This window comes from Paenibacillus sp. ALJ109b (assembly GCF_010747435.1).
GTDB classification, from domain to species: Bacteria; Bacillota; Bacilli; order Paenibacillales; family Paenibacillaceae; genus Paenibacillus; species Paenibacillus taichungensis.
In genome coordinates this window covers 1-15,835 of record NZ_JAAIFP010000005.1, presented here as the reverse complement: position 1 = coordinate 15,835, position 15,835 = coordinate 1, and the positions used below count along the sequence as shown (strand labels likewise).

Genomic DNA, 15,835 nt, shown 5'->3' with positions numbered 1-15,835 from the left:
AATAAGTAAGGCCAAAGTGATTCTAACCCTTACTGATGTCGATATTATTAAGTCAAATAAATAAAGTTAGATTTTGCTCGTGTCAATTCGTTACCATTTTTATCGTACCAGATAACCAATACATAATAGGTACCACGAGGATCTGACGAAAGGATAGGAAGCGGATTTACGAATGTCGTTTTTCCTTTTAGTTCCACGACGCGATTAAGAACAATCGTACGGTTCAAAGAATCGTGAACCAGTGCTACAGTGGCCGATTCGAATTTTTGAGGATCAAATGGTACACCATTTGCAGTCGCTCTGACTTCTTTTGCATTAGATCCATAATAAGTTGTGTCCGTATTTACATATGCCATAATAAATTCCTCCAATAATGAGTTCAATATTTGTGGCATAAATATCGGGGATTTAAACCGAAGCAAGTAAATCCCCTTTACTTGTTCAATTTAATATATTTATGACCTGAATTTATTATATAATATAACGTATCGTTACGCAATATATTTTATTAAATTATTTTTATTCTCATGAGGCAGAACGGTTATCTTACCTGTACTTCCGTCTTTGACCAATACATCTATCAAATCTCCCTGATCATATTGCACAAACGAATGCAGCAATGCGTTGGTCTAAGAGGATACCACCTCAATGACGAATTGGTTGAAGAATCTCCACCATGCATCATAATCTCCCGACGTCTATTTTTTTCGGCTGTCAGAAAGTTAACGCTGACTGCTTCATACAGCCTTATCCGTTTATGGGGTCCAAATGACGATAACGAACTTCCTTTGTCATATACTTTAGTTTTAGCTACGCCTGTCGAAAATGTCTGTATTTTGAAGCATCCAATTCGTATGATTCATTCTTATTTCTTGGATTATTCGATCCGCGCCCAACGCCTCTTTTGGTTCAAAAACCAATTTGCCAGTGTCGTCATAAACTATTAATATTCCTTTGTAATCTCGGTTTTTAGGAATGTGATAACCGATCTTTATAATCCTCCTTTTGTTTGTTCTAATAATGACCCAACTAGTTAACAATCCTCTCAATTTAGCTAACCTATACTCTCATTTGGAATGTTAAATTTTATAAAAAATTTTGGTCTATAAAAGAATCAAAGCTCACTCAAATAACAACCCTCATGCTATTTAAGCAATTGTTGAGACAATTTAATAAAGATTTCTTCGAACGAAAAGTCTCCAATTAGCAACTAACAATTAGCATTTGAAAGAATCTAATCAAGCTGAATCAAAATGAGCGACCTTCACCCGAAAGTTACAGAGAAAGGTCGCTACCTAAGACTGAAGAAAGAACTATTTGTTTAATAATACTAGCCTTTTACTTCATCAAAAAGTAACAATGTCTTTTATAAGTTGTTAACTGTATACTTATCGGAGCATTTTTGTATAGCTCAGAAGCATAATACTTCTTGTTAAACCTAGTTACAATACCTGTAGTACGATTGCAATAACCATAAACACGAATTTCTACACCAGATCCCGAGATTTCAACAGGACTACTTGCTTTGGTATACCCATAGCCATAAGCAAAAACAATATAGTAAGTTGAAGAATTGATCGTAGTATGCAAACTGCAACTTGAACTATACACATTAATGGATTGAGAAGCGAATAATATAAGCCTGAACTAGCCCCACTAGCACTGCACTTATTCCAGACATTACAGTTCATGGAATCTAAACGAATCAATCGATGGTAGAATCCACCGGGGAGTAGTTGAACCTTGGACTCATTAGAAGCAAGAACGGGGCTTTTACTGTGGCCCAAGAGTTATTTTTTCGACCTGTCAGGCAAGTATTAATAGAGCCGATCCTCTTCATGGGAATCGGCTCATATTTGAAATTTTCTCAATACATTACTTTGTATTACAATGCAAGCAGAGCTAACATAGAATATCTAACACTCCAATTTAGTATAATTATCCAAAAATAATTTGTATTTTGGTTAATGATGTAAGATATTTCAATATTGTAAGGCCGAGTATTGAAAGATTCTGCTAACATTTCACGAAAAAATATACTACTAAGGAATATATTCTTTATTTCACTGTAGATATATTGATATACACAACAAAGGGGCTAAATCAAACTGCTAACCAGTCCAGAAAACGTTGTAATCAACTTAAACCCTTAGAGAATGTATTATTTCAAGATGTTTACATCATATCTTAGAAATGATTGACGGGAGTTTATTCCCCTTATTTTTTTGTGAAATCAATGAAGAATACCCCAATACCTTTATATATTTGATAGAAAAAACAGTTTGGAGCAGTATACAAAATATGTCATATGTATCACTATGATAAAATAGGGAAGGACTGTTCATCCCAGTGCCTTCCCTCATATCAAATTAAATTATTCGGTAGTATTATAACAAAACTTAAGATTGTTTGAGGTGATCTTTCCCTTTTTCACGCATTATACGATCGTACTCTTCTTCGATAGTTCTAGATAGCAATTCCGTAGCAGTCATCTTCACTTGTTTCGCAGCCTCTGCAAGTTGTTTTTTGATATACGCAGGAACATCATAGTGAAACTTTACTTTATTACCATAAGCCATATTTCACTTGCCTCCTATCCTACAATTTCTTGGTATTTCTTTTCTATGATGCGGATCAATAGCTGTGTTGCTGATAATTCTTGCAGAGCAGCCGCTTCAATAAGTTTTTCTTTTATTTCAGGTTGAAATTCATAAGGTAATTTCAATTTTGGTTCTACCATGTGCCCATCTAAGGTCCGTTCTGCATCTATACTTAATTGTACTAATTCCTCTAAAGTCGTATTTTCAGAAACTTCTCTTCCGTACTTAGGAAGAACACGCAGTAGATATTGCCTCAATGAATTCTGGTTCTCATCTGGAATCTCAACACGTAATACTCCATTCTCAACTTTTAATTCAGAGTCTACATTATAACCAAACAAATTAATGTTATATTTCATGTTTACCCTCCTATTCACCTTTAGTTATTATAATGCGATTCGTTACGTCTCACAATATATCAGAGGCCATTATTTATTATTTTTTTATTATAATGGATCTCATTTGATTACCTCAGTTATGTCATTTTAGACAAATATACATAAAATAATAACCAATATTGCATAAAAACAGGTTGACATTATATATTGTAGCATAACGTTTCATCTTATAATATCCCTGAAGAATCGGCAGTCGAAATTATGACATCACTTATTTTTTGCAACCTAAAAGTTATCGAAGGGGTTGCCGTACCTTTTCTAATCACATCTTTTCGCTCTATTTTTTCACATGAAAGGAGGCAGTCACAAAATTCTGCCTAGAATCGTCTTTTTTTCGCCGAAAACACTTTCAATCGCAGTATAATCGCCTCCTATCTTCTTCCAAAATCATACGAAATTTAGTGGGTATTTCACTTAAAAAGAGAACATTTGTTTGGTATAATAGAAGACAAAGGAAATGAAACTAGTTACGGACTGAATTCAAGGGGGAATGATAATAAATGCTAAATAACAAAGACAAATTTCCAGCAAATAACTTTGATTCACAGACACTCCTCTTACCTACAAATTTAAACAGACACATCAAACAACTAATAGAATCTAGCCCTACTTCGGAATTCATTTGCAGGAAACATAAAACAACAAACCTAAATTATGGTGTTTATATCATTGAGCACAATGAAGCTGAATCTTACACAGTCTGTCATGTATTTTCATACGATCTTATCGGAAATGATTATACTTACCAAAGCATAAGCCCCGAACAAGTAAACATACTTACACACTTTATTTCTGAGATACAAATTAGTTAATGTCGCATTCAACCAAGGAAACGCCCAGTTAGGAAGGCGTTTCCTTGGTTGAATGCCATTTTATCAAATGGATGTTTGTATATAACCAATTGTTGCATACGTACCATCAGATAGAATTCCTTATCACTAAGTTTAATTACTGATTTTTTTCAACAGCTGGATGAGTATTACAGCGTCTTGTGTTTGGAAAGATTTAAAAATAGTATCTACAAGTTTTTGATAAATTGGTACTAGTCTATTCATGAAATTTATCCCATTAATAGTTAAAACCAATTGAATTTTTCGGCGATTTTTTTTATCCCTTTCTCTTTTTTGAATTGATCCACTAATAACAGAAATAATACTTCCAATCTCCTGAACAGCTTGCCTCCCTTTATAGAATAAACCCCCAAGGATCATAATTTCTTTAAGTTTAAATTTTCTTTTAGTAATTCAACGCGTACGTTTTCTGTTAATTAATAAATTGATGTATCATACGAAACGTTATAACTATTGTCTTCTCCTTCAATATTATTCTTGAAAACTTCCTAGAAAACGGACTAGCTTTGAAAGGAATTAGCCGGATTTAAGGAACACATAAATCAGCTCTGCCGATAGGTCTGTGAACAGAACAAACATGCTGAATACAGTTCTCATTTTAATGAAAACCCTTCATTCGCAAAAGTATAGCAGCTCCAATACCTTGAACTTATCCCCGTGAACCTTTTCAAGGTGTTCCTCTCCCCAATAGCACAAAAAGTCCAAAGCAGGTTTGAGTCCCCAACCGTAACTCGTTAACTCATATTCCACTTTTGGAGGAACCTCCGAATACACCTTTCGCTGCACGATCTCGTCCTTTTCCAAACCTCTGAGCTGCGTTGTCAGCACTTTCTGCGTGATGTCCGGTATCAACCGACGCAGCTCCGATGTACGTTTCCGCCCTGTCATCAAATGATATATAATCAAAGGCTTCCACTTCCCGCCCATCACTTCCAAGGCCGCCTCCACACCGACTTTATATTTCTTTGGAGTGCTCGTTTTTCCATGTTCCGTCAACTTTTATCCCTCCTTCATCAAGCTGAGGCTGAGGTAAAATCATAACCCTCTTACTTCTCTTTGTTTCGTTATTTGAACTCCATTTCGAGGTAGTGATTCAGGGTACTTTGATGTTCCTATGGCACTTCATTCTTCCTATAGTACATCAAAGTGCGTACTTCCAGATGTTTTCATACCTGTTTATAATAGCATCAGCCGGCGATTCATGGCTACAAGACTGCAATGCAGAAAGGTAGTGAAAGATAAGATGAATGTATTAGTCGTTGTGTCGCATTCGAGAAAAGATTCCCTGACCTTTCAGGTTACCAATCGTTTCGTGCAGGGCCTTGCCGAAGCGGGTCATGATTTTGAGATATTGGATTTGCATGGCATTGGCTTCGACCCTGTCCTCCAAGGCATAGATGAACCTGACTTTACCGAAGAACATCAGGTATTCTCACCTGAGATAGAAGCGGAGATTGCGCGATTGAAGAAGCACGATGCTGTCGCTTTTGTGTTTCCTCTCTGGTGGTGGCATCTGCCAGCCATGCTGAAAGGGTATGTGGATCGTGTCATGAACAACGGGTTTGCCTACGGCTCGAACAAGCTTCATCATCAGCAGATGTTGTGGATTGCTCTCGCTGGCGTGACGGAAGAACAGATGCAAAAGCGAAACTATGATGAATCAATCACGAATCTGCTCAATGTGGGTATTGCCAATTACTGCGGCGTGCCCCAGTCGAGCGTTGAATTTTTATATGAAACGCTGGATGCCAAGCCTGAGCATTATGAGACATTGCTGAACCAGGCGCATCTCTTGGGACTGAATTATGCCAAAGATACTTCGACGCTGTAACGGTATCATGGTACTACAATGATATTTCGGCACCGATCCCCTGAATTTCCTGATATAAAGTCTGATGATCCGTTTTAAATTCTATATCTTCATGCCTCTTTGCGAAAATAAATCACGTTTACCTCTGGCGATGATAGAACATGCAGTACCCTTTCTTGTCCGTAGCCATAATCCGTACCGAAATTGGATTCGTGAGGAAGCCAAAAAGATATTAAAACGCTACTGACATACCGTTGTCAGTAGCGTTTTTTTATAATTGAAGAAAAGTAACGCAAAGGAGCGAGATAAATGAGAAGTATGTCTTGCATCCGCTGGGGACACTCTATGGATCAATTGAGCCGCAACTAGGCGTGGAAGGATGGTCTTTAGACCAACGCGAGGTAGAACTAGCGAACATCGGCCAACCCGCAAATTAGGCCTTCTAATGGGCTGTTTGATGCTTGGCTATTTACTACAGCTACTCTGCCCCTTACGGAAGCTTCGCTGGTTCTGGTCCAAAATGATATATCGTATTATTTATTATAGGAAGGATGATATTTAGTGAATTTCGCTTCTGTACGCATCATTACCGACGACGTGGATCGTCTCGTCGAGTTCTATGAGAAAGTTATGGGTGTTACTGCTGAGCGCCCCGCACCCGTTTTTGCCGAACTCGTTGTGCCATCATGCACCCTGGCAATCGGCCACTCTCAGACAGCGCAACTATTCGGCGCTGGTTCCGTAGTGGCAGCCAACAATCATACTGTCATCATCGAGTTCCGAGTCGACGATGTCGAAGCCGAATACGCACGCTTGAAGCCGTTTGTCGCTGATTGGGTACAGGAACCAACCACGATGCCGTGGGGGAATCGTTCTGTGTTGTTCCGTGATCCCGACGGCAACCTCGTTAACCTCTTCGAACCGGTGACCGAGGAAGCGATCAAACGGTTCAGCGGTAGGCGTTGACGGACATTTAAAGTGAGTGAGGCATAAAGTTATCTTTAAATCAAGTCTTCAATTAACGAGCGCTTTTCTTGAATAAGAGAAAAGCGCTCGTTAATTGAAGGATATGAGCATGGAGTTTTAAAGGTTTCTTATTCCACTATTTTGAAGGGATAGGTAAAAACACACATTTATTCTTTTATCAAAAAAAGAAGCCACCTTCCTGGCCTTCCCCAGTTCAGTGACTCCATTTTACAACCCTATTCTAACCCCTACATTCAACTACTCCTTCACAGCTCCAACCACAATCCCTGTTACAAAATAACGTTGCAGGAACGGATACACAAGCAGGATCGGCAGCGCGCTGATAAAGATCTGTGAAGCCCGAATGGTCCGTTGGGACAGATTCGCAACAGCTGCCGGATCAAGCTTCGACATGTCGGCCTGCACGATAATCGTCTGCATGAATGTCGCGAGTGGCAGCTTTTCCGCATCACGGATGTAGATGATCCCGTCAAAGTACGCGTTCCAATGTCCAACCATCATGAAGAGCGAAACCGTTGCAATAACGGGTACGGAGACGGGCAGATAGATTTTGATAAATGTCTGCAAGTGCCCTGCCCCATCAATAAATGCAGCTTCCTCCAGATCCTTGGGAACGGTACGGAAGAAATTCAGCAGCAGGATAATGTTGAACACCGCAACCAATCCTGGCAGGATCAAGGCCAGCAATGTGTTCATCAGTCCCAGCTTCAGAATCAGGATATACCCCGGAATGAGACCACCGCTGAACAGCATCGTGATGACAAAATACCACAGATAGATGTTACGTGCGCGGAACACCCGCGTCTCCTTGGAGAGCGCATAGGCTGCAATCGTATTGACGATTAAAGCAAGCCCTGTTCCAAGTACCGTCCGCTCTACGGACACCCACAGGGATGAAAGGAAATTTGTATTAGCAAACGTCTTGGCATATGCCTCCAGTGTAAAACCAATCGGCCAGAACGTAACGAGTCCAGCATTGGCAGGTGCAGTTGAGCTAAGCGATACCATGAGCAAGTGATACAATGGCAGCAAGCAGAGCAGTGAAAGGATGGTCAGTAACACATTGTTGATTATGCTGAATATGCGGTAAGGCATCGTTTTATGATACATGAGTTCGTCATCCTTTCTAGAAAATTCGATATCCGGCGAATCGGTAAGCCAGTCGGTACGAGATCACAATCAGGATCAGGCTGATAACCGATTTGAACAGATTCACGGCGGTAGCGAAACTGAACTGCCCACTGAGCAGACCTTCTCTGTACACAAACGTATCGATAATATCTCCTTGCTGGTAAATCAATGGACTATATAAGTTAAAGATCTGGTCAAAGTTGGCGTTAAGCACATTACCCAGTGCCAGGGTTGCGATTACGATCCCAATGGGAATAAGTGCCGGGATGGTAATATACATCGTTTGCTTCCAGCGTCCCGCCCCATCCACTTCAGCTGCTTCATACAGCGCCGGATTAATGCCGGACAGTGCCGCGAGGAAGATAATCGTATTGAAGCCAAACTCTTTCCAGACATCACTCGCGATAATCGTGAATCGGAACCAGCTACCATCCCCAAGGAAGAAGATCGGCTTGATACCGAATACCGAAACCAGAAACTGATTGACAATACCCGTCTGCGCCAGAATGTCGATCAGAATGCCTGACAACGTAACCCAGGATAGAAAGTGAGGAAGATACACGAGCGTCTGAATCGTTCTTTTCAACGCCATCTTCCGTACCTCGTTGAGCAATAAGGCAAAGACAAACGGAATAATTAGGTTCATAATGATCTTGGAACAGGCAAAAAACAGCGTATTCCATGTAATTTGCAGGAAATAATCATTTTCCCACATGTATCTGAAGTGCTTCAGTCCGACCCATTCGGAATCGAAAAAACCCAGTGCAGGTTTATAGTCTTGAAATGCCATCAAAATCCCGGACATCGGAATGTATGAAAAAATAAAGACCATAATGGCCGCCGGCAACACCATCAAGTGCAGAATCCATGGTTGTTTGTAGCGTTTTTTTGTTTTTCTGTTCGGCTTGCTCCCAATGTCCGCCTGAGGTACCCGGTTAGCTTCCATATTAGCCTCCATAGCGCGCTCCTGTTCCCAAAAAAAGTTTTTGTGTGTAATGGGGATCTCTGCTATAAATAGTATCAGGCATTTCTCAGGTCTGACTATATAACATTGTTAGGCTTGATAGTGTTTTGTTAGGAACATCATCTGAAGAGGTTGTTTACACACGAATTTGAAGGAGACTTTTTATGAATACATGGAAGCGCTTTATATCATTGGGAAGAACGTCCAGATCCCGGTTTAGTCTGTTTGCCAAAATAAACTGTTTAATTGTGGTTCTGTTCATCCCCATTATTATCATGTATACCTACTCAAACAACGTCACTTATGATGTTGTAAGCAAAGAGCTACAGGTCTCTAATACGAAGCAGCTCACGTTTCTGTCCAGTCAGATCGATTCCCGAATCAATCAGATGATGGATTTCAGTCTTATTCTCTCAAGAGATCCCAATGTCAGAGCATTTAATGGCTTGAACATATGGAATGATCGATATGACAAGATGCAGACCCGATATGTCATTCAGGAAAAGCTGATGCTGCAAGCCGGGGTTACCGATATATGGCCTACCCGATATGCTGTGCATTCACAGCAGAATCAAGATGTCATCGCCAACTATAATAGAACATCCGGGTATGATGAGGATTACCTGAAAAGAAATATGAGCGGACAATGGACATACGGTGATGGTACCGAATCTCAAGAGGACATGAAATCTTTTTACTGGTTCTTTACGGATTCCTTGGCCCAGCCGGGAACATTGACGGGAAGCAATCTGGTGATTGAAGCCAGCTTCAGTTATGAGAACATTCAGAACATGCTGGATACGTATAAGGAAGGTGGGCAAGGTGATCCTTTTTTCTATCACAAAGGAAATTCGCCCATTCTGAACCGTAGTGCAGACAAGCAGCTGTCCGAAGAACTCATTCGTTATCTGGATGAACACTCGACCGAGGATACCACACAGGATGTCGTCAAGCTGAACGGGAAAAAGTATTTGGTGAGCTCGGTGAAGTCCTCCTATCTGGATTGGCATTTGGTCGATGTGGTACCACTCTATCAGATTCTACAGCCGATCTCGCTCAGTCGGAACTTATTCTATCTCTTTATGATTCTACTGTTTGTGGTGGGCATTTCCGCTTCGATTCTGTTATATAGAAACATTCAATATCCGATCAAAAAGCTGATCGAGGGCTTACGCCGCGTGCAGCGCGGAGATTATTCCGTCCGTCTGCATAGCAAGGATCAGAATGAATTCTCATTTTTGTTCCATCGATTCAATGATATGTCACATCAGATTCAAGACCTGATCGAGAACGTGTTCCAGGAAAAAATCAGGGCCAAGGAAGCTACGCTGAAACAGCTACAGGCGCAGATCAACCCTCATTTTCTATATAACTGTCTTGGCTATATCATCAACATGGCCCAGATGAAGGACGAGCAAGCCGTCGTCTCTATGGCGCATAACCTAAGTGCCTACTATCGCTATACCACACGAGTGGAACGGGAGACGTCTTCCCTGAAAGAAGAGATTAATCTGCTCATCAACTATTTGGATATCCAGAAGCTGCGCAATGGACGAATTGAATATCATATCGATATTCCTGAAGATATGCTTGCCCAGTCCGTACCACGATTAATGCTGCAACCCATTGTAGAGAATTCAGTCATTCATGGCGTGGCGAAGTCGTATTCATCCGGCGAAATTCGAATTACGGGCGAGAGCTCAAACGGGTTCTGCAAAATTTACATCGATGACGACGGACCCGGCTTGAGCCCGGATCAGTTGGAGGCGTTGAATCTTAAAATGCAGCAGCCGCTGCAGGAGGAAATGGGCTGTGGCCTATGGAACACAAATCAGCGAATCATGCACCTATTCGGCAATCAGTCCTACCTTCTATTCGGCCCCTCCCCTCTCGGCGGATTCCGAACCGAGATGATCTGGGAGATTCCCAAAGAGGAATAACGATACTAATATAAGTTGAACTACATTACACGATAAACGGAGTGGGCAGAACAAATCTGGAGAAGCGAAGCGCTCGCCTTTATCCCCGGATTTCCCCTTTATATAAGGGATTCAAAAAAATCTGGGGATAACAGCGATCGAAAGATGGTTCTGACCGCGGAGTGGCCACGTGTAATACAGAGATTCTACTTTTATACCAACCACCAAGGGAGACAAACATCCATGCAAATGATCATTGTAGACGATGAAGCACACTGGGTAGATAACCTATCCATGACCAAACCCTGGCATACGCTGGGGATCGAACAGGTGCACAAAGCATACTCGGCGCACGAAGCACTTCAACTGATCGATACCCACCCTATAGATATTGTGATCTCGGATATTCAGATGCCCGAAATGACAGGCATTGAACTGATCGAACGGATCAGAGTCCGTGACAAAAAAATAAAATGTATTCTTTTATCAGGACATTCCGAATTCGATTACGCCAAAAAAGCCATCCAGTTCGAGGCCGTTGATTACTTGCTGAAACCGCCAACAGACGATGAATTGATGGGAGCCGTTCAAAAAGCCATCGATCAATTAAATACCGAATGGGAACTCGTAAGTTCACTGAAACGAACCCAGTTTACCCTTCGAGAGAACCTACCGCATTTGCGGGGTCGACTGCTGCTTGAGGCTTTGCAGGGACATCGAATTGCCTCCAGCGAATGGGCACGGAAACTTGCGAATTACGATCTACCCTTCTACGCCGGGGATTGCGCGTTAATGCTCGTACGTATGGAAGAAGAATTCGGGCAATATGACAACAACGACCAAACCTTGCTTGAATATGCGGTCATCAATATGGCGGAAGAGATTATGGGAGAGTTTATGGAAGTGTGGGGCGTCAAGGAGGAGCATGGATATCTGGTGTTTCTGCTTCAACTGAAAATGAACAACACCGACATTGGCAAAGAAACCATACTGGAGAAGCTTTCGGTACAGCTTCAGTCCAAAGTTAAGCAGTTTCTGAAGGGGTCCCTTTCCATCGTCATCACCGAATGGTTCGCGTTTCCCGATCAGCTATATGATCGTTTTCGGCAGGCCTCCGCTTATTTCCGGCAAATTGTCGGTGACGAGCGTGAGTTCGTCATGCGGGTCAGCGACGTGGAGACTCTGTCGGCACAAGGCCCGCTGGATGTCCTGTATACCCCACCCACTTTCATTCATCTGTTAGAGAGTGGTCAATGGGATGCGGCAGAAGAAAAAATACTAGCCGTCTGTACGGAGCTGGATGAAAAATGGTCGGAATCATGGGAGCATTGTATGGAGGCTGGTTTTTTAATTACGGCTTCGTTCACGAATCTCGCACACCGAAACAGGCTGACTTTGGCTAATTTAATGGGTGACGATATCGAGTGGTTACAGAGCGGAGAAGCTTTTACCACCATCAGTAAACTGCGCAAATGGTCGCTTAGTGTACTTAGCAAACTCAAGGAAGGTACGTCCAACGAGATCAAAGATATCCGATCCGAGTATGTGAAGAAGATTCAGGATTTTACGGATAAAAACCTGCATCTGGATGTTTCTTTGCGTGTACTGGCCGACCATGTTAATCTGCATCCGACCCATTTGTCCAAAATTTATAAGATCGAAACCGGTGAAGGCATCAGTGATTATATCTCTCGCCTGCGCATGGATCGGGCCTGTCACAAGCTGGTCACGACCACCAAAAAAGTATATGAAATTAGCATGGAGATTGGCTATATGGACCCGGCTTATTTTATCAAAGTGTTCAAGCGCCAGTTTGGCGTCACGCCACAAGAGTACCGAGACCAACATAAATAACATAATAGAGTCCTATCGAAACTAACAAACTCATATAGATGCCCTCCCGCCCAAATTGGTACAGTTACACTTGTAAAGATCATACATCGTAGGGGGATTGAACAATGATCAAATTCAAAACATGGTGGTCACTGCTCATGGTTATCGCGCTTATCACGATCACTGCGTGCGGCAGTGGCGATACAGCCAGTGACAATGGTACCAAAGATGATACACCGGCGACCGTCGGTTCAGCTGAAGCAGAAGCTGCTTTTGCCAAAGGAAAATACGACCCACCCATCGAATTCAGTTCGGTATTGATGCCGAAGAAATATGTTCAAGGGGATACCAAAGAAAATAACGTACACGATCGCTGGATGCTGGAAACGCTGGGTATGAAGCATAAAGATACCTGGTATCCGGCCAATGACGATCAATACAGACAAAAGCTGCAACTGGCTATCGCCTCTGGCGAGAAGCTGCCTGATTTCGTATCCGTACCGACCAATGCCGTATTGACCAATCAGTTGATCGACTCCGGTCAATTCATAGCCATTGATGAGTTGTTCGACAAGTACGCGAGTCAGACCCTGAAAGATCACGCAGCAGCACATCCTGAACTGTGGTATCCGTTCACCAAGGACGGCAAGAAATACAACATGCCGATCATGGAGTACACCGATAATGACGATACGCTGCTCTGGCTCCGCGAGGACTGGATGGAGAAGCTGAACCTGGAAGCTCCAAAAACTATTGCAGACCTTGAGAACATCATGGACAAATTCAAGAACGAGAACCCGGACGGTCTGTCTCCAGACAAAGTATTCCCGCTGGCGATCTCGCTGAAAAATAACACCAACACCTGGATGGGGCAGCTCGACTGGTTGTTCGGTGCATACGGCACAATCGAGGAGCAATGGAACAAAGACGCAAACGGCAATCTGGAGTACGGCTCCGTTAACCCGGGTGCGAAACAAGCCCTTGCCAAGCTGGCTGAATGGATGAACAAAGGTTATATCCATACCGACTCCGCCCTGTGGGACGAAGGTAAATCCGCTGAGAGCTGGACGGCTGGCAAAGCGGGCATTCTGCCTGGCGCAAACTGGGTACCCGATTGGCCTGCACCTGACCTGCTGAAGAACGTACCTGGCTCAAAATATAAAGCTTACCCTGTTCCGGCTGGCCCAGACGGCAAGATCGGTACGAAGTGGCAGAACTCTGGTGTCAACGCAAGTATCATGATTAACAAGGATGCGAAGCATCCAGAAGCCATCTTCCTGTACTACAACTACCTGCTCGATAACCTGGCTAACCCGGCTGCGGGCAGTGAGTATGAATACGGCTTCGCCAAAGGTTACGACTGGGATATGGTAGACGGACAACCGACCAGTGACAAAGAGAAGATCAAAGACTTCTCCAACGAATTCCCGTTCCTGACTGGCCCAGCACGTATACCGGATCTGTACATGAAAACACTCGTGAAGCTGGCCAACGGCGAGAAGCCTGAAACACCTTACGAGAAACAAATGGCCGAATTCCGTAAACCGGAAAACTGGTATGCAGGTAAAGTCGTTATGTCCCAGATCGACATCCGTAAACAAAACTATTTCACTGGCGCAGCCACACCAACCATGGTATCCAAATGGAACCTGCTCCGCCAGTCCGAGATGGAAACCTTCAACAAAATCATCTACGGCCAACTGCCGGTTGATGCTTTTGACCAATTCGTCGCCAATTGGAAATCCAATGGTGGAGATCAGATCACGCAAGAAGTGAATGATTGGTTTAAATCGGTAAGTGGGAAGTAAGAATTGGGTTAAAAGAAACAATTAAAAACAAGCCGAAGCGTGTAATTCTATCGCTTCGGCTTGTTTTCGTTAATTATCCAGCTTTAACGTTCTATCGCAGAATTCTCTTTCAAAACAATAAGTTACCTGTTATTTCAACCTTTGAACGGATGTGTATAACTATTTGAATCAATTTTGCTAAACTTCAGAAATATTTATAGTAGATAGACTCTAAAATTACACTATCTTATATCGACTAAATTCAAATTAGCTCTAACTACTACCACGTAAGTATCATTTACTGATCCGTTCCCAAAAGGAGCGCATGCTTCTTGTAAAAGCGAGTAAAAATAATAAAGCAACATGCATGAATGCAATGATATTCAATAAAGCCATTCCGAAAATCACAATACATTATGTATGGAATTCATTACTTTTTTCGTAATATTCATAACAGATTTTGCCTCTGCTTGATTTATTTCACCATCTGTTGTTGGGTGTGCAGCACGATTCCTTATTGCTCTTATTGTATTAATATCGGTCTGAAGATCAATAGGTATAAGACCTTTATCTATTGCATAATCAAATAGCTTTACATTATTATCTTTTTGCATTCCTTTTTCTGCGATTAATTTTCTGACCAGGTATTCAAGACTAGAAAATGCATGCATTACAGTTGCACTGTACATTCCTAAATTATACAAAGTCTCTGCGTCTTTTATTAAATTTATTTCTTTCCTCTCGTATTGTTCTGATATAGAATTACGATCTTTTATATTCATACGTTTGTTAACTAAATAAAATGATATTCCGGTTACAATTGAAGTAATAATTGCAGATAATATGGAGAATACAAGCTCTGAATAGTTAGTTTTAAGAATCATTTCAAAAAATGAACCAATTAAAGATAGCAACCATAATATAAAGTATAATAAAGGTACCATAACTGAACTAGCATAGATTGCGTTTCCTATCTTTTCAAAATAACTTAAAGGCTTCTCAGTAATAAATCCAATAGAATAAATGTATACAGCTAGTCCGAGAAGACAAATAATTAGGTAATAGAAAACATCAATCTCTAGTTTTATACCAAATAGCTCAAACCCATTCCCCCCCATTTTCTCTAATAATGGATTTAACGAAAATAATGCTGCTAGTAAAGCAAGAGCATAACCAACTTTGACTTTTGTAAAATCTGTCATTTCTACATCTCCTTCGTGTATCTATTTATCTATCACGTACTTTCACATAACTTTCTTGTATGAGGAATTCTACTAGCTACAGATAGCACTTAGTTTGGACTGATTTGTCAAATGCAAGAATGGATCTCTGGCTTAACCAGCTATCAAGGTTTGGTTAAAGGTTTGAGCTGCGAATGTTGAGTTAAGTTTTTTATTTTTCCTTTTCTTCTAACTTTTTTCTTCATAGTTATGTGAAGTCGCATCTACTAAAAAACAATCACTATTATTTCCACAAAACTCATTATCCATAATTCAACTAAATTATAGATAAAGTTAGCCATTTTAATAAATGTCATTATAATAAACCATAGGAT

General features: G+C 41.4%; 12 protein-coding genes. 5 read left to right on the top strand and 7 right to left on the bottom strand.

All coding sequences use genetic code 11. The features are described from left to right. Positions 1 to 47: 47 nt before the first annotated feature. From G3352_RS05595 to G3352_RS05580, 4 genes are all read right to left on the bottom strand, one after another. A complete protein-coding gene (locus tag G3352_RS05595) occupies positions 48 to 356 on the bottom strand; it encodes a hypothetical protein (RefSeq protein WP_163754820.1) in 309 nt (102 codons plus the stop codon). Positions 357 to 2,399: 2,043 nt separating this feature from the next. Continuing rightward, on the bottom strand, positions 2,400 to 2,579 hold the full coding sequence (locus G3352_RS05590) for a hypothetical protein (RefSeq protein WP_163754818.1): 180 nt from the start codon (positions 2,577 to 2,579) through the stop codon (positions 2,400 to 2,402). Between the two features lie 14 nt (positions 2,580 to 2,593). After that, positions 2,594 to 2,959 (bottom strand): hypothetical protein, encoded by a 366-nt coding sequence (locus G3352_RS05585; protein WP_163754816.1) that lies wholly within the window; start codon positions 2,957 to 2,959, stop codon positions 2,594 to 2,596. Positions 2,960 to 4,461: 1,502 nt separating this feature from the next. After that, positions 4,462 to 4,776 carry a winged helix-turn-helix transcriptional regulator gene (locus G3352_RS05580; RefSeq protein ID WP_205524732.1) on the bottom strand — a complete coding sequence of 105 codons (315 nt, stop codon included), beginning with the start codon at positions 4,774 to 4,776 and terminating at the stop codon, positions 4,462 to 4,464. Between the two features lie 316 nt (positions 4,777 to 5,092). On the opposite strand from G3352_RS05580, the gene G3352_RS05575 reads away from it, so the two are divergent. Then, entirely contained in the window at positions 5,093 to 5,680 is a 588-nt protein-coding gene (locus G3352_RS05575) for an NAD(P)H oxidoreductase (RefSeq protein WP_163754812.1), read from the top strand. Between the two features lie 540 nt (positions 5,681 to 6,220). After that, positions 6,221 to 6,625, top strand: a complete 405-nt coding sequence (locus G3352_RS05570) for a VOC family protein (protein WP_053780275.1) — start codon at positions 6,221 to 6,223, stop codon at positions 6,623 to 6,625. 258 nt (positions 6,626 to 6,883) lie between these two features. Here the strand turns inward: G3352_RS05570 and G3352_RS05565 are convergent, their stop codons facing one another. Together G3352_RS05565 and G3352_RS05560 are read right to left on the bottom strand one after the other, a co-directional pair. Then, a complete protein-coding gene (locus G3352_RS05565; RefSeq protein WP_163754810.1) occupies positions 6,884 to 7,756 on the bottom strand; it encodes a carbohydrate ABC transporter permease in 873 nt (290 codons plus the stop codon). Positions 7,757 to 7,772: 16 nt separating this feature from the next. After that, positions 7,773 to 8,630: an ABC transporter permease gene (locus tag G3352_RS05560; protein WP_371129260.1), complete on the bottom strand. Its 858-nt coding sequence runs from the start codon at positions 8,628 to 8,630 to the stop codon at positions 7,773 to 7,775. A gap of 275 nt (positions 8,631 to 8,905) precedes the next feature. Between G3352_RS05560 and G3352_RS05555 the strand changes: the two genes are divergently transcribed. From G3352_RS05555 to G3352_RS05545, 3 genes are all read left to right on the top strand, one after another. Then, positions 8,906 to 10,681, top strand: coding sequence for a sensor histidine kinase (locus G3352_RS05555; RefSeq protein ID WP_163754808.1), 1,776 nt, complete (start codon positions 8,906 to 8,908; stop codon positions 10,679 to 10,681). A 222-nt stretch (positions 10,682 to 10,903) separates the two neighbouring features. Further along, positions 10,904 to 12,514 (top strand): response regulator transcription factor, encoded by a 1,611-nt coding sequence (locus tag G3352_RS05550; RefSeq protein ID WP_163754806.1) that lies wholly within the window; start codon positions 10,904 to 10,906, stop codon positions 12,512 to 12,514. A 104-nt stretch (positions 12,515 to 12,618) separates the two neighbouring features. Continuing rightward, entirely contained in the window at positions 12,619 to 14,301 is a 1,683-nt protein-coding gene (locus G3352_RS05545; protein WP_163754805.1) for a type 2 periplasmic-binding domain-containing protein, read from the top strand. Positions 14,302 to 14,684: 383 nt separating this feature from the next. On the opposite strand, the gene G3352_RS05540 is transcribed toward G3352_RS05545, so the two are convergent. Beyond that, positions 14,685 to 15,482 carry a HEPN domain-containing protein gene (locus tag G3352_RS05540; protein ID WP_163754803.1) on the bottom strand — a complete coding sequence of 266 codons (798 nt, stop codon included), beginning with the start codon at positions 15,480 to 15,482 and terminating at the stop codon, positions 14,685 to 14,687. Between the last annotated feature and the right edge of the window lie 353 nt (positions 15,483 to 15,835).